Source organism: Microbacterium sp. SCN 69-37, assembly GCF_001724435.1.
Taxonomy (GTDB): Bacteria; Actinomycetota; Actinomycetes; order Actinomycetales; family Microbacteriaceae; genus Microbacterium; species Microbacterium laevaniformans.
Genome location: NZ_MEEL01000017.1, coordinates 1 through 21,637, shown reverse-complemented (window position 1 = coordinate 21,637; position 21,637 = coordinate 1). Strand labels below are relative to the sequence as shown.

20 protein-coding genes and 1 pseudogene are annotated in these 21,637 nt (G+C 69.3%); 19 read left to right on the top strand and 2 right to left on the bottom strand.

Annotation, left to right across the window (positions count from 1 at the left end; genetic code table 11):
* Nucleotides 1–48 precede the first annotated feature (48 nt).
* The 9 genes from ABS64_RS02450 to ABS64_RS02410 all read left to right on the top strand — a co-directional run bounded on the left by ABS64_RS02450 (nt 49) and on the right by ABS64_RS02410 (nt 11,198).
* Complete coding sequence (locus tag ABS64_RS02450) at nt 49–1,716, top strand: arginine--tRNA ligase (RefSeq protein WP_292680526.1); 1,668 nt, start codon at nt 49–51, stop codon at nt 1,714–1,716.
* A 1-nt stretch (nt 1,717) separates the two neighbouring features.
* A complete protein-coding gene (locus ABS64_RS02445; protein WP_292680525.1) occupies nt 1,718–2,557 on the top strand; it encodes a DUF2993 domain-containing protein in 840 nt (279 codons plus the stop codon).
* A 122-nt stretch (nt 2,558–2,679) separates the two neighbouring features.
* A complete protein-coding gene (gene lysA / locus ABS64_RS02440; RefSeq protein ID WP_292680523.1) occupies nt 2,680–4,128 on the top strand; it encodes a diaminopimelate decarboxylase in 1,449 nt (482 codons plus the stop codon).
* The gene (locus ABS64_RS02435; protein ID WP_288119263.1) at nt 4,125–5,477 is read left to right on the top strand and encodes a homoserine dehydrogenase; all 1,353 of its coding nucleotides are present in this window, start codon (nt 4,125–4,127) and stop codon (nt 5,475–5,477) included. The genes lysA and ABS64_RS02435 overlap by 4 nt, the downstream gene beginning before the upstream one ends.
* Nucleotides 5,478–5,512: 35 nt before the next feature.
* Entirely contained in the window at nt 5,513–6,583 is a 1,071-nt protein-coding gene (gene thrC / locus ABS64_RS02430) for a threonine synthase (RefSeq protein WP_288119261.1), read from the top strand.
* Nucleotides 6,580–7,524 carry a homoserine kinase gene (gene thrB / locus ABS64_RS02425; protein ID WP_016463319.1) on the top strand — a complete coding sequence of 315 codons (945 nt, stop codon included), beginning with the start codon at nt 6,580–6,582 and terminating at the stop codon, nt 7,522–7,524. Before thrC ends, thrB begins: the two co-directional genes overlap by 4 nt.
* 165 nt (nt 7,525–7,689) lie before the next feature.
* Nucleotides 7,690–9,744, top strand: coding sequence for a transcription termination factor Rho (gene rho / locus ABS64_RS02420; RefSeq protein WP_288119259.1), 2,055 nt, complete (start codon nt 7,690–7,692; stop codon nt 9,742–9,744).
* An 11-nt stretch (nt 9,745–9,755) separates the two neighbouring features.
* Nucleotides 9,756–10,832 carry a peptide chain release factor 1 gene (gene prfA, locus ABS64_RS02415; protein ID WP_288119258.1) on the top strand — a complete coding sequence of 359 codons (1,077 nt, stop codon included), beginning with the start codon at nt 9,756–9,758 and terminating at the stop codon, nt 10,830–10,832.
* Nucleotides 10,833–10,877: 45 nt separating this feature from the next.
* On the top strand, nt 10,878–11,198 hold the full coding sequence (locus tag ABS64_RS02410; RefSeq protein WP_036285878.1) for a hypothetical protein: 321 nt from the start codon (nt 10,878–10,880) through the stop codon (nt 11,196–11,198).
* Between the two features lie 246 nt (nt 11,199–11,444).
* Here the strand turns inward: ABS64_RS02410 and epsC are convergent, their stop codons facing one another.
* Nucleotides 11,445–12,050, bottom strand: coding sequence for a serine O-acetyltransferase EpsC (gene epsC / locus ABS64_RS02405; protein WP_036285880.1), 606 nt, complete (start codon nt 12,048–12,050; stop codon nt 11,445–11,447).
* Nucleotides 12,051–12,058: 8 nt separating this feature from the next.
* Nucleotides 12,059–12,997, bottom strand: coding sequence for a cysteine synthase A (cysK, locus tag ABS64_RS02400; RefSeq protein ID WP_036285882.1), 939 nt, complete (start codon nt 12,995–12,997; stop codon nt 12,059–12,061).
* Nucleotides 12,998–13,175: 178 nt separating this feature from the next.
* On the opposite strand from cysK, the gene prmC reads away from it, so the two are divergent.
* The 10 genes and pseudogenes from prmC to ABS64_RS02350 all read left to right on the top strand — a co-directional run.
* A complete protein-coding gene (gene prmC, locus ABS64_RS02395; protein WP_036285884.1) occupies nt 13,176–14,057 on the top strand; it encodes a peptide chain release factor N(5)-glutamine methyltransferase in 882 nt (293 codons plus the stop codon).
* Nucleotides 14,058–14,110: 53 nt separating this feature from the next.
* On the top strand, nt 14,111–14,806 hold the full coding sequence (locus tag ABS64_RS02390; protein WP_036285886.1) for an L-threonylcarbamoyladenylate synthase: 696 nt from the start codon (nt 14,111–14,113) through the stop codon (nt 14,804–14,806).
* A complete protein-coding gene (locus tag ABS64_RS02385) occupies nt 14,803–15,984 on the top strand; it encodes an MraY family glycosyltransferase (RefSeq protein WP_036285888.1) in 1,182 nt (393 codons plus the stop codon). Before ABS64_RS02390 ends, ABS64_RS02385 begins: the two co-directional genes overlap by 4 nt.
* Nucleotides 15,981–16,517: a hypothetical protein gene (locus ABS64_RS02380; protein ID WP_288119254.1), complete on the top strand. Its 537-nt coding sequence runs from the start codon at nt 15,981–15,983 to the stop codon at nt 16,515–16,517. Before ABS64_RS02385 ends, ABS64_RS02380 begins: the two co-directional genes overlap by 4 nt.
* Before the next feature lie 45 nt (nt 16,518–16,562).
* Nucleotides 16,563–17,432 (top strand): F0F1 ATP synthase subunit A, encoded by an 870-nt coding sequence (gene atpB, locus ABS64_RS02375; protein WP_081767965.1) that lies wholly within the window; start codon nt 16,563–16,565, stop codon nt 17,430–17,432.
* Between the two features lie 49 nt (nt 17,433–17,481).
* Complete coding sequence (atpE, locus tag ABS64_RS02370; RefSeq protein WP_005048632.1) at nt 17,482–17,715, top strand: ATP synthase F0 subunit C; 234 nt, start codon at nt 17,482–17,484, stop codon at nt 17,713–17,715.
* A 29-nt stretch (nt 17,716–17,744) separates the two neighbouring features.
* Complete coding sequence (locus ABS64_RS02365) at nt 17,745–18,281, top strand: F0F1 ATP synthase subunit B (protein ID WP_061682837.1); 537 nt, start codon at nt 17,745–17,747, stop codon at nt 18,279–18,281.
* On the top strand, nt 18,281–19,069 hold the full coding sequence (locus ABS64_RS02360) for a F0F1 ATP synthase subunit delta (RefSeq protein WP_292680511.1): 789 nt from the start codon (nt 18,281–18,283) through the stop codon (nt 19,067–19,069). The genes ABS64_RS02365 and ABS64_RS02360 overlap by 1 nt, the downstream gene beginning before the upstream one ends.
* A gap of 15 nt (nt 19,070–19,084) precedes the next feature.
* Complete coding sequence (atpA, locus tag ABS64_RS02355) at nt 19,085–20,725, top strand: F0F1 ATP synthase subunit alpha (protein WP_039414518.1); 1,641 nt, start codon at nt 19,085–19,087, stop codon at nt 20,723–20,725.
* A gap of 29 nt (nt 20,726–20,754) precedes the next feature.
* Nucleotides 20,755–21,637: pseudogene (locus ABS64_RS02350) on the top strand (F0F1 ATP synthase subunit gamma); the annotation flags it as partial.

The following is a 21,637-nucleotide window of genomic DNA, read 5'->3' as shown; positions in this document are numbered from 1 at the left end:
GTGCGCACGCAGGTGGGGGACAGCGGGCGCCCGTAGACTTGACGGGCTATGAATCCCGATGCCCTCGCCGCCGCCCTCCTCGCCGTCATCGCCCCGCTCGCCGAGGCACGACGTCCCGGCTCGAGCGCCGGTCTGACCGCGGCCGATCTCCCCCTGGAGCGCCCGCGCAACCGTGACCACGGCGACTGGGCGTCCAACGCCGCCCTGAAGCTCGGCAAGGTCGTCGGGGTGAACCCGCGCGAGTTCGCGCAGGAGATCGCCGACGCGCTCGCCGCGACCGACGGCGTCGCCCGTGTCGAGGTCGCCGGGCCGGGGTTCATCAACATCCGCCTCGAAGCGGGAGCGGCCGGCGCCCTCGCCAAGACCATCGTCGAGGCAGGCGCGGCCTACGGCACCAACGACACCCAGCGCGGACAGAGCATCAACCTCGAGTTCGTCAGCGCCAACCCCACCGGTCCCATGCACATCGGGCACACCCGGTGGGCAGCGCTCGGCGACGCGATCGCCCGCGTGCTGCTGGCCAGCGGTGCGACGCTCGTGCGCGAGTTCTACATCAACGACGCGGGCGCGCAGATGGACCGCTTCGGACGTTCCGTCCTCGCCGCGATCAAGGGCGAGCCGACGCCCGAGGACGGCTACCCGGGCTCGTACATTGGCGACCTCGCCAGCCGCGTGCTCGCCGAGCTGCCCGGCATCCTCGATCTCTCCGACGACGAGCAGCTGGTGCAGGCGCGCGACCGCGCCTACGCCCTGCAGCTCGCCGATCTGCAGGCGTCGCTGGAGAAGTTCAACGTGCACTTCGACGTCTTCTTCAGCGAGCGCACGCTCCACGCGCACGGCCCGAACGGCGAGCCTAGCCTCGTCGACGAGGCCGTCGACCGTCTGCGCGCGCAGGGCCACGTGTTCGAGCAGGACGACGCCATCTGGGTGCGCACGACCGACTTCGGCGACGACAAGGATCGTGTCATCCGCCGCTCCAATGGCGAGTACACCTACTTCGCCGCCGACGCCGCGTACTACCTCAACAAGAGCGACCGCGGCTTCCTGCACAAGATCTATCTGCTCGGCGCCGACCACCACGGCTACGTCCACCGCCTCAAGGCCCTCGCCGGTGCCGCCGGCGACGACCCCGAGAAGGACATCGAGGTGCTCATCGGTCAGCTCGTGTCGGTCAACGGCGCCCGCCTGTCCAAGCGTGCCGGCAACATCATCGAGCTCGACGACCTCCGCGACTGGCTCGGCACCGACGCGCTGCGCTACTCGCTGGCGCGCTACCCCGCCGACTCGCCGCTCACGCTCGATCCCGAGATCCTCACCAAGCGCACGAATGACAACCCCGTCTTCTACGTGCAGTACGCGCACGCCCGCACGCACAACGTCGCGCGCAACGCGGCGGACTCGGGCGTGGACCGCAGCGTCTTCGCGCCCGAGCTGCTGGACCACGAGAGCGAGTCGGCGCTGCTCGGCGCCCTGCAGGAGTTCCCGCGCATCGTGGCCTACGCCGCCGAGGTGCGCGAGCCGCACCGCGTCGCGCGCTACCTCGAGGAGCTCGCGAGCCTGTACCACCGGTGGTACGACACCTGCCGCGTCACGCCGCTGGGTGACGAGCCGGTCACCGAGCTGCACCGCACGCGCCTCTGGCTCAACGACGCCACCGGACAGGTGCTCCGCAACGGCCTGGACATGCTCGGAGTGAGCGCACCGGAGCGGATGTGACGTGAACGACCAGCACCCCACGCAGCCGCTTCCCGACCCCTCTGCGCGGTGGGTGCTGTCGACGGATGCCGCGGCATCCGCCCCGCGACGGCGCAGCCGCCGCTGGCCCTGGCTGATCGCGGTGCTCGCGGTCGTGGTGCTGGCGGTCGGCGCGTGGTTCGCCGGAGAGTACATCGCCCGCGGCATCGTGGAGCGCACGATTCGCGACCAGGTCGCCTCTCGCCTGGATATCCCCGCCGACCAGCACGTCGACGTGGATGTGCGCGGTCAGGTGATCCCGCAGCTGATCGGCGGACGCCTCGACGACGTGACGGTGTCGGCCCCCGATGTGAGCCTCGGCGCGCTGACTGGCGACGTGGAGGTGCATGCCGCGGGTGTGCCGATCCGCGGTGATTCCCCGTTGCAGAGTGCGTCCGCGACCGTGCGTCTCGATCAGGAACAGGTGCGCACGCTCCTCGGCACCGTCGACGGCTTCCCCGCGGATGCCGTGACGCTCGAGGCCCCCGACATCGTGATGTCCACCGAGCTCAAGCTCTTCGCCCTGTCGGTGCCGGTGGGCGTGAGCCTCACTCCCACCGCGTCCGGCGGTGACCTGGTGCTCACCCCGCGGACCCTTCGTGTCTCGGGGGCCGAAGTATCGGCCGATGTGCTCATCGACCAGTTCGGAGCGTTGGCGCGAACGGTCGTGCGCGACTGGGATGTGTGCGTGAAGCAGTACCTGCCGGTGGGGCTCACGCTGTCGGGTGTGCGCGTGGACGGAGCGCAGGTGGTCGCCGACATCGCCATCGATCCGCGGATCACCGTCGATGCGGCGCTGCAGCAGAAGGGCACGTGCAGCTGAGGGAGCCTCTCCCACCGACGCGTCACATGCGCGGGCCGGTATGCGCAGGTGCCCTAGACTTCTAGGACTGCCGGGCGTGACGTCACCGACGGCAGCCCGACCCCACACGATTGGTTCCGCACGTGTCCGCCGCCTCCGACCGCCCGCTCGTGCCCGCGTGGCTTGCCGAACCGGCCGACGCGAACGCGCTCGCCCCGCTGGTGTGGCCGTCCTCGGCCGCGCGTGATGCCGACGGCCAGCTCGAGATCGCGGGCGTCGGCGTTCGGGACCTGCGCGCGCGGTTCGGCACTCCTTTGTACGTCCTCGACGAGGACGGTGTCCGCTCACGCGCGCGCGAGGTGCGTGACGCCTTCACCGTGGCGGCCGCGCGCCGCGGCGTGCAGGCACGCATCTATTACGCCGGCAAGGCGTTCCTCTCGACCGAGGTCGTGCGCTGGGTGACCGAGGAGGGCCTCGCCGTCGACGTCGCCACCGGCGGCGAGCTCGCTGTCGCGCTCGCCGCGGGTGCCGATCCGTCCCGCCTGGGTCTGCACGGCAACAACAAGTCGGTCGCCGAGCTCGAGCGCGCCGTCGAGATCGGCATCGGCTCGATCGTGATCGACTCACGTATCGAGCTCGAGCGTCTCGCCGGGATCGTCGAGCGGCGCCGCGCGGACGATGCGGCCCCGCAGGCGGTGCTCGTCCGCGTCAACAGTGGCGTGCACGCCGAGACACACGATTTCCTGGCGACCGCCCATGAAGACCAGAAGTTCGGCTTCGCCCTGTCCGACGCCCCCGCGGTCGTCGCCCGCATCCGCGAGCTTCCGGGCCTGCGGTTCGTCGGGCTGCACTGCCATATCGGCTCGCAGATCTTCGGCACCCGCGGATTCGAAGAGTCCGCGGCGCGCGTGGTCGACCTCCACGCCGAGCTGCTCGCGGGCGGCGACATCCCGCTCCTCAACCTCGGTGGCGGCTTCGGCATCGCCTACACATCGGTCGACGAGCCCACGCCGATCGCCGATCTCGCCGAGGGCATCGTCGAGGCCGTCGCGCGCGAGTGCGACGTGCGCGGCATCCCCCTGCCGAATCTCGCGTTCGAGCCGGGCCGCACGATCGTCGGACGCGCCGGCGTCACGCTCTACGAAGTCGGCACGGTCAAGCCCGTCCACGCCAGCGACGAGGTGACCCGTCTCTACGTGAGCGTCGACGGCGGCATGAGCGACAACGCCCGACCGGCGCTATACGGCGCGCAGTACTCGGCGCGCCTCGCCTCGCGCACGTCGGATGCCGCGTCCGTCCTGTCGCGCGTCGTGGGCCGTCACTGCGAGTCCGGCGACATCGTCGTCGACGCGGAGTACCTGCCCGGCGACATCACACCCGGCGATCTCCTCGCCGTGCCCGCGACCGGCGCCTACTGCTTCTCGCTGTCGAGCAACTACAACTACGTGCCCCGTCCGCCGGTCGTCGCCGTGCGGGGCGGCACCGCCCGCGTGATCGTCCGAGGCGAGAGCATCGATGACCTGCTGGCGCGCGATCTGGGGGTCGCGACCCCCGCATCCGCCGAGACGTCCCCGGCCGAGGAGAAGGAATGACCGACTACCGTCGACTGCGCGTGGCCCTGCTCGGAGCCGGAGCCGTCGGATCCCAGGTGGCGGACCTCCTGCGCACGCACGCGGACGAGCTCTCCGACCGTGCCGGCGCGGCTCTCGAGCTCGTGGGGATCGCCGTACGCAACCCCGACGCTCCGCGCGACGCCGATCTGCCGCGCGAGCTGTTCACCACCGATTCGGAACAGCTGATCGTCGGCGCCGACATCGTCATCGAGCTGATGGGCGGCATCGAGCCCGCGCGCACCGACATTCTGCTCGCGCTGTCGTCGGGCGCCGATGTCGTCACCGCGAACAAAGCCCTGCTGGCCACACACGGCCCCGAGATCTTCGACGCTGCCGACCAGGTGGGCGCCTCCGTCTATTACGAGGCCGCCGCCGCCGGCGCCATCCCGATCATCCGCCCGCTGCGCGATTCGCTGGCCGGCGACCGCGTACAGCGGATCATGGGCATCGTCAACGGCACCACGAACTACATCCTCGATCGCATGGACGCCGAGGGCAGCGAGTTCGCGGACGTCCTCGCCGACGCGCAGCGACTCGGTTACGCCGAAGCCGACCCTACGGCCGATGTCGAAGGCTACGACGCGGCGCAGAAGGCCACCATCCTCGCGTCTCTCGCGTTCCACACGGCCGTGCCCCTCGAAGCGGTGCACCGCGAGGGCATCACCGGCATCGACCGCCAGACGATCGACGCGGCTCGCCACGCCGGCTACGTCATCAAGCTGCTCGCGGTGTGCGAGCGGATCACGGATGCCGAGGCGCACTCGCCCACCGGCGAAGCCATCTCGGTGCGGGTGTATCCCGCGCTGATTCCGCGCGAGCACCCGCTGGCGAGCGTGCACGGCGCCAACAATGCGGTGTTCGTGCAGGCCGAAGCCGCCGGCAACCTCATGTTCTACGGCGCGGGTGCCGGCGGCGTGCAGACCGCGTCGGCGGTGCTCGGCGATGTCGTCTCGGCCGCCCGCCGCCACATCGCCGGCGGTGTGGGCGTCGGTGAGTCCACGCGCGCCAATCTTCCGGTCGTGCCGATCGGCCGCGTGACGACGCGCTACCAGATCACCCTCGAGGTCTCCGACCAGCCGGGCGTTCTCGCCACCGTCGCGGGCATTCTCAGCGAGGGTCGGGTCTCGATCGCGACGGTCGAGCAGACCATCGAACCGGCTGCTGAGCAGAGCCTCGTCCCCGCCGAACAGGGCATCGCGGACATTGCGCGCCTCGTCATCGGCACCCACACGGCCCGCGAGCAGGATCTCAGCGACACCGTCGACCGTCTCGCCGCCAGTGGCGTGGTCGACCGGGTCGTATCGGTCCTCCGCGTCGAAGGCAACTGAACTCGCGGTCGCGGCACCGCAAGAAGGAGATGGAGATGGCACACGTCTGGCAGGGAGTCCTGCGCGAATACGCCGACCGGCTCGGCGTCACCGAGGCGTCCACGGTCGTGACGCTCGGCGAGGGAGGCACGCCGCTGATTCCGGCCGCCGCGCTGTCGCAGCAGACCGGCGCGAACGTCTTCATCAAGTTCGAGGGCATGAACCCGACCGGCTCGTTCAAGGACCGCGGCATGACCGTCGCGCTCTCGCGCGCCGTCGAGCACGGTGCGAAGGCCGTCATCTGTGCCTCGACCGGCAACACCTCGGCATCCGCCGCCGCTTACGCGGCCCACGCGGGCATCACCGCGGCCGTGCTGGTGCCGGAGGGCAAGATCGCGATGGGCAAGCTCAGTCAGGCGGTCGTGCACGGCGGTCGGCTGATCCAGGTGCGCGGCAACTTCGACGACTGCCTGGATATCGCTCGCGAGCTCGCCGACAACTACCCCGTCCACCTCGTCAACTCGGTCAACCCCGACCGCATCGAGGGTCAGAAGACGGCCGCCTACGAGGTCGTCTCGCAGCTCGGCGACGCCCCCGACTTCCACCTGATCCCGGTCGGAAATGCCGGCAACTACACGGCGTACTCGCGCGGGTACCGCGAAGAGGCGGCGCGTGGCGTGGCGACCAAGGTGCCGCGGATGTTCGGCTTCCAGGCTGAAGGCTCGGCGCCTCTTGTGCGCGGCGAGGTCGTCCGCAACCCCGAGACGATCGCCTCGGCCATCCGCATCGGCAACCCCGCGTCGTGGGAGCTTGCGCTCGAAGCCCGCGATGCGACGCAGGGCTGGTTCGGCGCGATCGACGATGCACGCATCCTCGCGGCGCAGAAGCTGCTGGCCAGCACGGCCGGCGTCTTCGTGGAGCCGGCGTCGGCCATCGGCGTCGCGGGTCTGCTCGACCGTGCCGAGGCGGGCGTCATCCCCGCGGGCGCCACGATCGTCATCACGGTCACCGGCCACGGCCTGAAGGATCCCCAGTGGGCCCTGCGCAAGGCCGACGGCACCGAGGTCGAGCCCACGGTCGTCGATGCGACGACCAGTGAGGTCGCCTCCGTCCTCGACCTGGCATGACGGCCATGGCTTCGGCGGGACGTTCCGTCGCGGTACGTGTTCCCGCCACGAGCGCCAACCTCGGTCCCGGCTTCGACACGCTCGGACTCGCGCTGAGCTCGTACGACGAGTTGACCGTCACCGCGTTGGCGGACAGCGCTCTGGAGATCGTCGTGTCGGGGGAGGGGGCGGGCGAGGTGCCGACCGACGCCTCACACCTCGTCGTGCGCTCGATGGCGTACGCCTTCGAGGCCGTCGGCCGTGAGATGCCCGGCATCCGCCTCGAGGCGCACAACACGATTCCACACGGGCGGGGCATGGGATCGTCCGGCGCCGCGGTCGTTGCGGGCCTGCTGGCAGCGAAGGGCCTGCTTGCCGGCGACGTCGAGATCGGTCCCGACGCGCTCCTGCGCCTGGCGACCGAGCTCGAGGGTCACCCCGACAATGTCGCTCCCGCACTGTTCGGCGGATTGACGATCGCGTGGATGGACGAGAACGGTCCGCAGCACAAGAAGCTGCTCGTGCATCGGGGCGTTTCTCCTCTCGTGTTCGTCCCCGACTTCACGATGTCGACCGCCGTCGCTCGGGGCCTCGCGCCCCTGCAGGTGCCCCGCGAGGATGCCGTGTTCAACGTCTCGCGCTCGGCGCTGCTGATCGCGGCACTCACGCAGAGCCCCGAGCTGCTGATGGCCGCCACCGAGGACAAGCTCCACCAGTCGTACCGCGCGCAGGCGATGCCGGCGACCGACGAGCTCGTCCGTGCGCTGCGCGCGCACGGCTTCGCCGCCGTCGTCTCCGGCGCCGGCCCGAGCGTCCTCGTGCTCGCGGACGGCCCGGGGCAGCGTCTGGAGGCGGCGGAGGTCGCGGCATCCGTCACGGACACCCCGTGGGAACCGCGCATGCTCGCCGTCGACGTCAAGGGTGGTACAGTGAGGAACCATACGGAGGGTGCCACGGCGTGACCGTGAATCTGGCCTCCGTCGCAATTCTGCGAACCACCGCATAACCCTCACGTTGCACCATCGCGCGTCTGAGCTAGACGTGCATGCGCGCACGAGAGCGGTAGCGCCTGTCGTGGACGGCGCGATGCGGACGGTATCCGTCCACATGCCTACGAAGGAGAACTCGTGGAGTCCCTCTCCGAGATCCAGACCGAGAACACCGAGAACGTCGAGAGCGCGCAAGCCACCGGCGTCGAGGAGAACACCGCCGAGGCGACCCCGGTCGCCGAGAGCACCGAGACCGCTGAGGTCGAGGCTCCCGCCGAGGAGTCCGCCGCCGCTGCCGCCGAGGCCGTTCAGACCGAGGCCCCCGACGTGGAGGTGCCGTCGGATGCCGAGGCTCCCGCCGCCGCCGAGGTCGAGCCCGCCCCCGTGGAGGCTGAGCCCGCCCCCGTGGAGGCTGAGCCCGCTGCGGCGGAGGCGGCGCCGGTCGTTCCCGAGGAGAAGCCAGCGAAGGCTCCCCGCAAGCGTGCGCCGCGCCGCGCGAAGAGCGCCGACGTCGCGCCCGCTGAGGATGCCGCCACGGACGCGGTGACCGAGACCGCTGCCGCCGCGCAGGACCCGGCAGAGTCCGCCGCTTCGACGCCGACGGCGGCCGACGAGACCCCCGCGGCCGAGGCTGCGGCCGAGACTCCTGCCGCCGACGCCGCCGAGACCGCCGCCGACGCCGCCGAGACCGCCGCCACCGGCGACGCGTCGGGTGCCGAAACGACGGACAGCGCCGCGGCAGACGCGGCAGGCGCCGCCGAGGGCGAGACCCCCAGCCGCAGCCGCTCGCGCAGCCGCAGCCGCAGCCGCAACCGCGGTCAGCGCGGCGAGAACGGCCAGAACGCTCAGGGTGCGCAGAACGCCCAGAACAACGCTCCGGCCGCTCCGGCCGCCGAAGAGAGCGCAGACGGCGACGACGAGCAGGCCCAGGGCCGCGGTCGCCAGCGCAACAAGCGTCGGGGCCCGGCGCAGAACGGCGACGAGTTCGAAACCGAGATCGGCGAGGACGACGTCCTCATCCCGATCGCCGGCATCCTCGACGTCCTCGACAACTACGCTTTCGTGCGCACCACCGGCTACCTGCCGGGGGCGAGCGACGTCTACGTGTCGCTCGGCCAGGTCAAGAAGTACAACCTGCGCAAGGGCGACGCCGTCGTCGGCGCCATCAAGCAGCCGCGCGAGGGCGAGCAGTCCAGCCGCCAGAAGTACAACGCGCTGGTCAAGGTCGACGCCATCAACGGGCTGTCGGTCGACGACGCCGCCGAGCGTGTCGAGTTCGGTAAGCTCACCCCGCTCTACCCGCAGGAGCGCCTGCGCCTGGAGACGGCGCCGGAGAAGCTCACGCAGCGCATCATCGACCTCGTCGCGCCCATCGGAAAGGGCCAGCGCGGCCTCATCGTCGCGCCGCCCAAGGCCGGCAAGACGATCGTGCTGCAGCAGATCGCCAACGCGATCGCGACGAACAACCCCGAGGTCCACCTCATGGTCGTGCTCGTCGACGAGCGTCCCGAAGAGGTCACCGACATGCAGCGGACCGTCAAGGGTGAGGTCATCGCCTCCACCTTCGACCGTCCCGCCGAAGACCACACCACGGTCGCGGAGCTGGCCATCGAGCGCGCGAAGCGCCTCGTCGAGCTCGGCCGCGATGTCGTCGTGCTCCTCGACTCGATCACGCGCCTGGGCCGCGCGTACAACATCTCTGCACCCACGAGCGGCCGCGTGCTCAGCGGCGGCGTCGACGCGTCGGCGCTGTACCCGCCCAAGCGCTTCTTCGGGGCAGCCCGCAACATCGAGAACGGCGGCTCGCTGACCATTCTCGCCACGGCGCTCGTGGAGACCGGCTCGAAGATGGACGAGGTCATCTTTGAGGAGTTCAAGGGCACCGGCAACAGCGAGCTGCGCCTGTCGCGCCAGCTGGCCGACAAGCGGATCTTCCCGGCCGTCGACGTCAACGCGTCCTCGACCCGCCGCGAGGAGATGCTGCTGAACCCCGATGAGGTGAAGATCACCTGGAAGCTGCGTCGCGCCCTCGCCGGCCTCGACCCGCAGCAGGCCCTCGAGGTGGTGCTCGGCAAGCTCAAGGAGACGAGCTCCAACGTCGAGTTCCTCTACCAGATGCAGAACGTGCAGATGAAGTCGGTGTCCACGGCCGGCGGCGGCCACAGCCACGGGCACGAGAACAGCATCCGCTGAGCGGGCTCTTCGTGTTCGAGTCCGTCCAGGCGCTGATCGACGAGCACCGCGCGGTCCAGGAGGAACTCTCCGACCCCGCGGTGCACGCCGATGCCGCGCGCGCCAAGCGCGTCAACCGGCGCTACGCCGAGCTGTCCAGGATCGTCGCGGCCCACGACGCATGGCGGGCGGCGGACGACGACCTCGCGGCGGCGCGTGAACTCGCCCGCGAGGACGACGCTTTCGCCGAGGAGGTCCCGGCGCTCGAAGAACGGGTCGCGGCGGCGCAGGAGAAGCTGCGGCGCCTGCTCATCCCACGCGACCCCGACGATGCGCGCGACGTGATCCTCGAGGTCAAAGCGGGTGAGGGCGGTGCCGAGTCGGCGCTGTTCGCGGCCGATCTGCTGCGGATGTATCTGCAGTACGCGGCATCCATGGGCTGGAAGACCGAGCTGCTGGAGCGCAACGAGTCCGACCTCGGCGGCTACAAGGACGTCCAGGTCGCCATCAAGGGAAGCTCGACCGATCCGGCGCAGGGCGTGTGGGCCCACCTCAAGTACGAGGGCGGCGTGCACCGCGTGCAGCGGGTTCCCGCGACCGAGTCGCAGGGGCGCATCCACACCTCGACGACCGGGGTGCTGGTCTTCCCGGAGGTCGACGAGCCCGAAGAGGTGCAGATCGACGCCAACGACCTGAAGATCGACGTGTTCCGCTCCTCGGGACCGGGGGGACAGTCGGTCAACACGACCGACTCCGCCGTGCGCATCACGCACCTTCCGAGCGGCATCGTCGTCTCGATGCAGAACGAGAAGAGCCAGCTGCAGAACCGCGAGGCGGGCATGCGCGTACTGCGTGCGCGACTGCTCGCGAAGCAGCAGGAGGAGCGGGATGCCGCGGCATCCGACGCCCGTCGTTCGCAGATCCGGGGGATGGACCGTTCGGAGCGCATCCGCACGTACAACTTCCCCGAGAACCGCATCGCGGACCACCGCACGGGCTACAAGGCCTACAACCTCGATCAGGTGATGGACGGGGCGCTCGGCCCGCTCATCGAGTCGGCGATCGCCGCCGACGAAGAGGCGCGACTCGCGGCGCTGGGCGCCGACTGACCCCCGCGGACGGATCGAGGCTCGCAGGGGCGCTACGCTCGCGTCATGATCACGTTCCTGCTGCGAGCCGCCGTCTTTCTCGCCTCCGCTGCGGTCGGCCTCATCGTCGCCGACATCGTGCTGCCGGGCTTCAGCAGCGATTGGCGCAGCCCGGTGGGGTTCATTCTCGTGATCGTCATCTTCGCCGTGCTGCAGAGCGTCCTCGCGCCGTGGTTGGCCCGGGTGGCGCAGAGAAACGCTCCCGCCTTCCTCGGAGGCATCGGGATCGTCGCGCCGATGATCGTCTGGGTCGTCACCGCGATCGCGGCGTTCCTGTTGCCGGCTGTGCTGCTGAAGAAGAAGGTCCAGGACCGGCGCGAGAGCTGAGGCGCCGGGGCCGGCGGTGGTGGCGGCGCGGTGGTCCTCGTCCCACTTTCGGTGACCGTTGTCCCCTTTGCTGCGGCGAGTGTCCCGGAAGGTGCTGTTGTGGCGGCGTGTCGCCAGCGTTTTGTGGGACATGGACGGCGGGCCGGCGTTCGCCACCACCGGCATCCGCACCGTCATCGCTACTCGGCACCCCACGCCGCCACCCGTAGCAGCGGCCATCACCCGCATCGCCACCCGGCGCGCGTCTCAGATGAAGTACTCGGGCGTCGTCAGCAGCGCGCGCGTCTCTTCCCCTGCGCGGCGGGAGCGAGCCGTGGCGGGGACGCCGACCAGCACGGAATCCGCGGGAGCATCGCGAGTGACCACGGCATTGGCGCCGACGACCGAGCCGGCGCCGATCGTGATCGGGCCGAGGATCTTCGCTCCCGCGCCGACCGCGACGCCGTCACCGAGGGTGGGGTGCCGCTTACCGGCGTCGCGTGTGCGTCCGCCCAGCGTCACGCCGTGGTAGAGCATCACGTCGTCGCCGATCTCGGCGGTCTCACCGATCACCACGCCCATGCCGTGATCGATGAAGAAGCGGCGGCCGATCGTCGCGCCGGGGTGGATCTCCACTCCCGTCACCCACCGCGCCGCCTGGGAGAGAGCCCGCGCGGCGAAGCGCCACCCGCGACGCCACAGCGCGTGCGCGACGCGGTAGATCCAGATGGCGTGCAGACCGGAGTACAGAACCGCGATCTCCGCTGCGCCGCGGGCTGCGGGGTCTCTCAGCTTCGCGGCCGCGATGTCTTCACGGACGCGTGCGAAGGCCCCGAGCCGCGGCGCAGCGGTATCGGTAGAGGTGCCACTCACGCGGGGGATCAGTCCTCGCGCAGGTGCTCGTAGAGCGCGGTGGAGAGGTAGCGCTCGCCGAAGGAGGGGATGATCACGACGATGTTCTTGCCCTCGGCCTCCGGACGCGCGGCGATCTGCAGGGCTGCCCAGATGGCGGCGCCCGACGAGATGCCGACCAGGATCCCCTCGGTGGTCGCCACCTCTCGTGCCACGCGGATGGCGTCGTCGAACTCGACATCCACGACCTCGTCGATCACGCCCTGGTCGAGGATCTCCGGAATGAAGTTGGGACCGATGCCCTGGATCTTGTGGGGTCCGGGGGTTCCCTTGGTCAACAGCGGGGAGTCGGCGGGCTCGACGGCGATGACCTTCGCCTCGGGCACGCGCTCCTTGAGGACCTGGCCGACACCCGTGATGGTTCCGCCGGTGCCGATGCCGGCGACGAAGTAGCTGATCTCCCCGTCGGTGTCGCGGAGGATCTCCTCCGCCGTCGTCTTGCGGTGGATGGCGGGGTTCGCCTCGTTCGCGAACTGCTTGGCCAGGACCGCGCCCGGCGTGGCGGCGGCGATCTCCTCGGCCTTCGCGACCGCGCCCTTCATCCCGAGTGCGGGCTCGGTGAGCACGAGCTCCGCTCCGTATGCCTTCAGGAGCATGCGGCGCTCGACCGACATCGATGCCGGCATCGTGAGGATGACCTTGTAGCCGCGTGCGGCGCCGACCATCGCCAGTGCGATGCCGGTGTTGCCGCTCGTGCCCTCGACGATCGTGCCGCCGGGCTGCAGTGCACCGGAGGCTTCGGCCGCATCGACGATGGCGATGCCCAGACGGTCCTTCACGGAGGACGCGGGGTTGTAGAACTCGAGCTTGGCGAGCACCGTGCCGGGCAGGCCCTCGCTGATGCGGTTCAGGCGCACCAGTGGGGTGTTGCCGAATGCGCTCGTGATGTCGGAGTGGATGCCGGACATGGCTTGCCTTTCGTGCGGGGCGGGTGTCGCCGGGTCGCGCGTTCGTGCGCTCCCTCGTCAGCGTGTCGAACCAGCCTAAGCGTCGCCTGTATTCCCGAGTCGAATGTGACGAATCTTCACGGTGGGTGCGGGGCTCCCGCGGCGGGTCCGAGCGCTCGCGGCTAGGGTGGAGAAGCTGATGACCTCTCCGCCTGTCTCCGGCCCGCCTGCCGACCTGTCCGCGCTGCTGCGCGCCGCGTCGGCGACCCTCGCCGCCGCGGGCGTCCCCACGCCCGACGTCGATGCCGAGTTGCTCGCCGCCCATGTGCTCTCCCTTCCGCGGGGTGAACTGCTCGCCGCTGCTCTGCGCGGCGATCGGGCTCCGGACGATACCGCGGCGTTCGACGAGCTCATCCGCCGCCGTGCGACGAGGGAGCCTCTCCAGCACCTCATCGGCGTCGCACCGTTCCGCCATCTGGAACTGCGCGTCGGGCCCGGGGTGTTCGTCCCGCGTCCCGAGACGGAGATGGTCGCCCAACTCGCGATCGACGCGTTGCGTGCCGTGCCGGATGCCGCGCCCATCGCCGTTGACCTCGGGACGGGATCCGGGGCGATCGCCCTGGCAATGGCGACCGAGGTTCCGCACGCGCGCGTGCACGCCGCCGAGAACGCCGTCGACGCGTATGTCTGGGCGAAGGAGAACTTCGCGGCCCACGCCCCCCAGGCGCGACTCGCGTTCATCGACCTCGCCGATGCCTTCCGCGAACTCGACGGCACGGTCGCGGTGCTGGTGTCCAATCCGCCCTACGTTCCCGATGCCGCCATCCCGCGTGACCCGGAGGTACGACACTGGGACCCTCCGAGCGCCCTCTATGGCGGAGCGGATGGCCTGGACGTCGTCCGAGTGCTCTCCGAGGTCGGGCTGCGCCTGCTGCGTTCGGGCGGAACACTCGTGATCGAGCACGGAGAGTGGCAGGGGGCGCCGATCCGTGCGCTCCTGGACGCGGCCGGGTGGCGGGCGTGCGCCACGCATCCGGACCTCACCCTGCGCGACCGGGCGACGACGGCCGTACGTCCCTGACCGCTGCGGTCGTTGAGCGATCCGAGCCGCTCGAAACGTAGACTGGTGGGGATATGTCTGAGTTCTTCGACGCACGCGACGCCGAGCAGCTGCTTCCCGGGCTGCGCAAGGCGCGCCAGGCCATCGGTCGCGGCGAGCTCATCGTGATGCCGACGGACACGGTCTACGGCATCGCCGCCGATGCCTTCAGCGCCAGCGCCGTCGCGGCTCTCCTCGCCGCCAAGGGTCGCGGGAGGCAGTCGCCGCCCCCCGTGCTCGTTGCCGGTCTGTCGACCATGCGCGCGCTCGTGGCCGAGGTGCCAGCCCCCGTGGAACGGCTCGTCGAGGAGTTCTGGCCCGGGGGACTGACGATCGTCCTACCGTCGCAGCCCTCGCTGTCATGGGATCTGGGTGACACCCACGGTACCGTCGCGGTGCGCATGCCTGCCGATCGCATCGCGCTCGAGCTGTTGGAGGACTGCGGGCCGCTCGCGGTCTCCAGCGCCAACCTCACGGGCAAGGCCGCGGCCGTCGACGCGCACAACGCCTACAACATGCTGCGTGACAGTGTCGCGGTGTATCTGGACGGCGGCCCCTCCACGCACGGCGTCGCTTCGACGATCGTGGACGCGACCGGACTGGTCGGCGCCGGCGATCGTCCCGTCCGGGTCCTGCGTGAGGGCGCCGTGTCGCGCGCGCGCCTGCGCGAGGTGCTCGGTGACCTGCTCGAACCCGATCCCGAACCGCTCCACGACGCCTCCGCGTCATGAGGTTCTATCTGCTCACCGTCCTGCTGACGGGCGCGGCGACGCTCGCCTTCACGTGGGCGGTGTGGCGGATCGGCATGCGCTTCAAGCTCTATCCCGAGATCCGCGAGCGCGACGTGCACACCACACCCAAGCCGCGCGTCGGCGGCGTCGCGATGTTCCTCGGCGTGCTCGTCGCCTTCGCGCTGTCGTCGCAGATCCCGTACTTCTCCATCTTCTGGGCCGATCCCGCCGTGATCTGGTCGCTGCTGGGCGCCTCCGCACTGATCGTCGTCGTGGGCGTCGCCGACGACCTCTTCGACCTGGACTGGATGATCAAGCTCGGGGCGCAGTTCCTCGCCGCCGGCATCGTCGTCGGCTTCGGCGGCATCCAGATCTTCTTCATCCCCTTCGGACAGCAGTTCGTCGTGTCGAGCTTCGCCAGCTTCGCGATGTCGGTCGTCGCCATCGTCATCGTGATGAACGCGGTCAACTTCATCGACGGCCTCGACGGCCTCGTCGCCGGTGTCGCTCTCATCTCCAACGCCGTCTTCTTCGTCTACTCGTATCTCGTCGCCCGCGATACCGGCGCGTCGAGTTACTCGAGCCTGGCATCGTTCATCGCCGTGGCCCTCATCGGAGTGTGCATCGGGTTCCTTCCCCTCAACTGGAATCCGTCGAAGCTGTTCATGGGCGACTCCGGAGCGCTGCTGCTCGGCCTTCTCATGGCGTCGTCGGCGATCGTGTTCACGGGCAACCTGCCGCCGGCGCTGCTGGGCGACAACGACGTGTTCGGGCGCTCACAGCTTCTGGGCGCGTTCATCCCGATCCTGCTGCCCGTGGTCGTCGTGCTGCTGCCGCTGCTCGATTTCGGCATGGCGATCGTCCGCCGGATGGCGCGCGGCAAGTCCCCCTTCTCACCCGATCGCAAGCACCTGCATCACCGCATGCTCGATATGGGACACAGTGACCGTGATGCCGTGCTCATCTTCTACGCGTGGACCGCCGTCGTCTCGGTGGGCGTGCTGCTCATGTACATCGGCACGACCCAGGCGTGGCCGGGTGACTACTGGATCGGCGTCGTGTTCGTGCTCATCGGCGTCGCGGCCTGCCTCGTCGTCACCCTGCAGCCGTCCGTGCGTCCGCCCGCGTCACCGACCGGTGCCGCCACGTTGTCCGATCCGACCCCGAGGAATCCATGACCTCCCTCTCCAGCACCCCCGTCCTGCGCACCACGCTGCTGTGGTCGGCGGCGGCCACGGCCGCGCTCGCCGTCGCCGGCGCGATCGTCGGCTTCGCCGTCGCCGGGCCCTCCGGACTGTGGAGCGCGATCGTCGCGATCGTGCTGGCCGCCGTGTTCCTCGGCTTCACCGCCGGGACCATCCTCATCGCGAACCGGTGGTACGGCGACGCGCTCTACGTGCCGATCTTCTTCGGCGCCGTCATGGGCGGCTGGCTCCTGAAGTTCGTCGTCTTCCTGGTCGTGCTGTTCCTGCTGAGGGGACAGTCGTGGCTCAACCCCGGAGTCTTCTTCGTGGCGCTGGTGGTCAGTGTGGTCGCTTCCCTCGTCATCGACGCGGTCGTCATGACCCGGATGCGCATCCCCGCCGTCAGCGACGTGACGCTGCCCACCCTTGCGGATATCGCCGACGAGGCGCGTCAGCCGGCACCGCCGGAGGAGGGGGATGCCGCGAGCGGTACGTCGCACGCGGACGATAACGCCCCGCGGGGCTGATAGGCTGTCTCTGCGCCCGTTCGCGCTCCGCGAAACGCGTGCGCAGTGACGCTCACACCGACCATCGTCGCCCCGGATCACTCCGGTGCCCCGAAGCTGGAGCCAGCGCTGTTTACCCAAGCTGCGACACTGATCGCCAAGACCGCCGAAGACGGCGGCTTCCACGGCCCGTCCATCGATGACTTCTTCCCGGACGTCCTTTTCAGCGTCCTGGGTGTCCCGGTCACGCGGATCCACCTCATCCAGTTCATCGCGACGATCGGTCTCGTGCTCTTCCTGTGGCTCGGCACTCGCCGTATGCGGGTGGTTCCGGGTCGGTTCCAGAGCATCGCGGAGATGGGCCTCGACTTCGTGCGGGTCAACATCGCCGAAGACCTGCTGGGCAAGAAGGACGGCCAGCGGTTCCTGCCGATCCTGACGACCATGTTCTTCATGATCCTGTTCTTCAACATCACAGGAATCATCCCGTTCATGAACCTGGCGGGCACGAGCATCATCGCCGTCCCGCTCATGCTGGCGGTCATCAGCTACGTCACGTTCATCTACGCCGGGATCAAGAAGAGCCCCAAGAACTTCTTCAAGAACGCCCTGTTCCCCTCGGGCGTGCCCCCGTTCCTGTACATCATCGTCACGCCGCTCGAGTTCCTCTCGACGTTCATCATCCGACCCGTCACCCTGACGCTGCGACTGCTGATGAACATGATCGTCGGACACCTGATGCTCGTCCTGTTCTTCTCAGCGACGCAGTTCTTCCTCATCACCCTCGGTGGCTGGTGGTCGGCTCTGGCGGCGGGTTCGCTCGCCTTCGGTCTCGCCTTCACGCTGTTCGAGATCCTGGTGGCCTTCCTCCAGGCGTACGTCTTCACCATCCTCACCGCGGTCTACATCCAGCTCGCGGTCGCAGAAGAGCACTGAGCGGGAGCGGCTTCCGCCTCTCCCACCCAACCCCGAAAGGAAACACCCCGTGGACGCAATTACGGTTCTCGCCGAGCTCAAGGGCAACGTCGCGACGATGGGCTACGGCCTCGCCGCCATCGGCCCCGCCATCGGCGTGGGCATCGTCGTCGGCAAGACGATCGAGGGCGTCGCCCGTCAGCCCGAGCTGGCCGGTCGACTGCAGGTCCTGATGTGGATCGGTATCGCCTTCACCGAGGCGCTCGCCTTCATCGGCATCGCCGCCGGCTTCATCTTCGTCTGATCGCCCGCACCAGTTCTTAAGGAGACAGGATGCGCAATCTTGTCGCGTACGCCGCGGAGGAAACGGGTCACAACCCGCTCATCCCCGCCTGGTACGACATCATCTGGTCGGGTGTCTGCTTCATCGTCATCCTCATCGTCGTGTGGAAGGTCGCCCTCCCCAAGATGAAGGTGCTGCTGGATCAGCGCGCCGCCGCCATCGAAGGCAACATCGCCAAGGCCGACGAGGCCCAGCGAAAGGCCGAAGCCGCTCTTGAGGAGTACACGGCGCAGCTCGCCGAGGCTCGCAAGGAGGCCGGCGAGATCCGTGACGCCGCCCGCGAGGACGGCAAGAAGATCGTCGCCGAGGCCAAAGAGACGGCATCCGCCGAGGCCGCGCGCCTCACCGCCACCGCGCACACGCAGATCGAGGCGGAGCGTCAGTCGGCGCTCGTGTCGCTGCGCAGTGAGGTCGGCACCCTGGCGCTCGACCTGGCCAGTGGTGTCATCGGCGAGTCGCTGACCGACGACGCCAAGGCGAAGGGCGTCGTGGACCGCTTCCTCGCCGACCTCGAGAAGGCGAAGTAATGGGCAGCGCGACCACTCAGGCACTGGCGACGACCACGGCGGAGCTGACGACGGCGAACGTGGGGGACCTCACGGTCGCTCGCGAGCTGTTCTCGGCCGCGCGCGAGATCGCCGACTCGGCGCAGCTGAGCGGCGCGCTCTCCTCGTGGGGCGCGCCCGCTGAGGCGCGCGCACAGGTCGCCAAGGCCGTCTTCGCCGGGTACAGCCCCGTTGCGGTCCAGCTGCTGAGCTCCGCGGTCTCGCAGCGCTGGTCCTCCACGGAGGATCTCGTCTCGGGCATCGAGGAGCTCGCGATCCGCGCGGCCGCGATCGGTGCCCCGTCGACCGATGTCGAAGGCGAGCTGTTCCAGCTCGTCGGCGTCGTCGCCGCCAACCCGGAACTCGAGCTCGCGCTCGGCAGTCGGCTCGGCGACGCTGCGGCCAAGGGCGCTCTCATCGAGAAGCTGCTGGGCGGCCGGGCGGGAGAGGCGACGGTACTCGTCGCGTCGCAGCTCGTGCAGCAGCCCCGTGAGCGTCGGGTGCGCTTCCTCCTGAACCGCGCACTGCATCTGGTCGCAGACCAGCGCGGCAAGAAGGTCGCGACCGTGCGGGTGGCGGGCCCGCTGGATGCCGCGCAGCAGGAGCGCCTCGCGGGCGCGCTCAGCACCCGATACGGCGCCGACGTCACGGTCAACGTGGTCGTCGATCCCGAGGTGCTCGGCGGTATGCGCGTGGAGATCGGTGACGACGTCATCGACGGCACCGTCTCCTCTCGAATCAACGACTTGCGCCAGCGCCTCGCTGGCTAGAACAGAAGGAACACCATGGCAGATCTGACCATCAGCCCCGACGTCATCCGTGACGCGCTGAAAGACTTCGTCGCCGCTTACGAGCCCACCGGCGCCGCCGCCACCGAGGTCGGCACGGTCGTCGACGCCGCCGACGGCATCGCCCACGTCGAGGGTCTTCCCGGCGTCATGGCCAATGAGCTCGTGCGGTTCGAGAACGGCGTCGAGGGTCTGGCGCTGAACCTGGACGAGAACGAGATCGGTGTCGTCGTGCTCGGCGAGTTCTCCGGCATCGAGGCAGGCCAGAAGGTCACCCGCACCGGCGAGGTTCTCTCCGTCGCCGTCGGCGATGGCTACCTCGGGCGCGTCGTCGACCCGCTGGGCAACCCCATCGACGGACTCGGCGAGATCGCGACCGAGGGCCGCCGCGCCCTCGAGCTGCAGGCCCCCGGCGTCATGCAGCGTAAGAGCGTGCACGAGCCCATGCAGACCGGCATCAAGGCCATCGACGCGATGATCCCCGTCGGACGTGGCCAGCGTCAGCTGATCATCGGCGACCGCCAGACCGGCAAGACCGCGATCGCGATCGACACGATCATCAACCAGAAGGCCAACTGGGAGTCGGGCGACGTCAACAAGCAGGTGCGCTGCATCTACGTCGCGATCGGTCAGAAGGGCTCGACGATCGCCTCCGTCAAGGGTGCGCTCGAGGATGCCGGTGCGATGGAGTACACGACGATCGTCGCGGCCCCGGCATCCGACCCGGCCGGCTTCAAGTACCTCGCCCCGTACACCGGCTCGGCCATCGGTCAGCACTGGATGTACGGCGGCAAGCACGTCCTGATCATCTTCGACGACCTGTCGAAGCAGGCCGAGGCCTACCGTGCCGTGTCGCTGCTGCTGCGCCGCCCGCCGGGCCGCGAGGCGTACCCCGGTGACGTCTTCTACCTCCACTCGCGTCTGCTGGAGCGTTGCGCCAAGCTGAGCGACGAGCTGGGTGCGGGATCGATGACGGGTCTGCCCATCATCGAGACCAAGGCCAACGACGTCTCGGCGTACATCCCGACCAACGTGATCTCCATCACGGACGGCCAGATCTTCCTGCAGTCCGACCTGTTCAACGCCAACCAGCGCCCCGCGGTCGACGTGGGTATCTCGGTCTCTCGCGTCGGCGGTGACGCCCAGGTGAAGTCGATCAAGAAGGTCTCCGGAACGCTCAAGCTCGAGCTGGCCCAGTACCGCTCGCTCGAGGCGTTCGCGATGTTCGCCTCCGACCTGGACGCGGCCTCGCGCCGCCAGCTCGAGCGTGGTGCCCGTCTGACCGAGCTGCTCAAGCAGCCCCAGTACGACCCGTACCCCGTCGAGGAGCAGGTCGTCTCGATCTGGGCCGGCACCAACGGCAAGCTCGACACGATCGCGGTCGAGGATGTGCTCCGTTTCGAGCGCGACCTTCTCGACTACCTCAAGCGCAACACGACCATCCTGGACACGCTGCGTGACACCAACGTGCTCGACGACGCCACCGTCGCAGAGCTCACCAAGGTCACCGACGAGTTCATCCTGGAGTTCCAGGGCGGCAAGGGCCAGGCGATCAACAAGCCGGGTCACGAAGAGGTCGCCGCCGCGCACGAGGAGGACGTGAACCAGGAGCAGATCGTCAAGGGTCGTCGCGGCTGAGGCCGGGCGCAATCTGAGACCGAGAACTCATGGGAGCACAACTCAGGGTCGCAGAAGATCGCTTCTGCTCAGACGACCAAGAAGATCACGAAGGCGATGGAACTCATCGCGGCTTCGCGCATCCAGAAGGCGATGGCGCGCGTGCGCGCATCCTCGCCCTTCGCGCGGGCCGTGACGCGAGCCGTCTCCGCCGTGGCGACGCATTCGAACGTGCAGCACCCGCTGACGACCGAGCGCGAGACGATCCGCCGGTCGGCGGTCGTCATCTTCGCCTCGGACCGGGGCCTGGCGGGCGCGTTCAACTCGCAGATCCTGCGCGAGGGGCTGCAGCTCGGCGAGCTGCTGCGTTCGCAGGGCAAGGAGGTCGAGTACTTCCTCGTCGGGCGCAAGGCAGTGGGCTACTTCCAGTTCCGTCGGATGGCATCGGCAGGGGAGTGGGTGGGTGACACCGACACGCCGCACTTCAACACGGCGGAGCAGATCGCCGGCGCCCTTCTGGACGCCTACGACCGCGGCGGCCAGGAGCAGGGCGGCGTCGACGAGATCCACCTCGTGTTCAACCGCTTCGTCAGCATGATGACGCAGGAGCCGCAGACCGTGCGTCTGCTGCCCCTGGAAGTCGTCGAGGCCGACGAGGTCGTCGAGTCCGCCGGAGCGAGCAGTCAGGTCTATCCGCTGTACGAGTTCGAGCCCAGCCCCGAGGTCGTGCTCGACGCTCTGCTGCCGGTGTACGTGCAGAGCCGCGTGTTCAACGCGCTTCTGCAGTCGTCGGCCGCGAAGCACGCTGCGACCCAGAAGGCGATGAAGAGCGCCAGCGACAACGCCGACAAGCTCATCACCGACTACACCCGCCTGCGCAACAACGCGCGTCAGGCCGAGATCACTCAGCAGATCGCCGAGATCGTCGGCGGC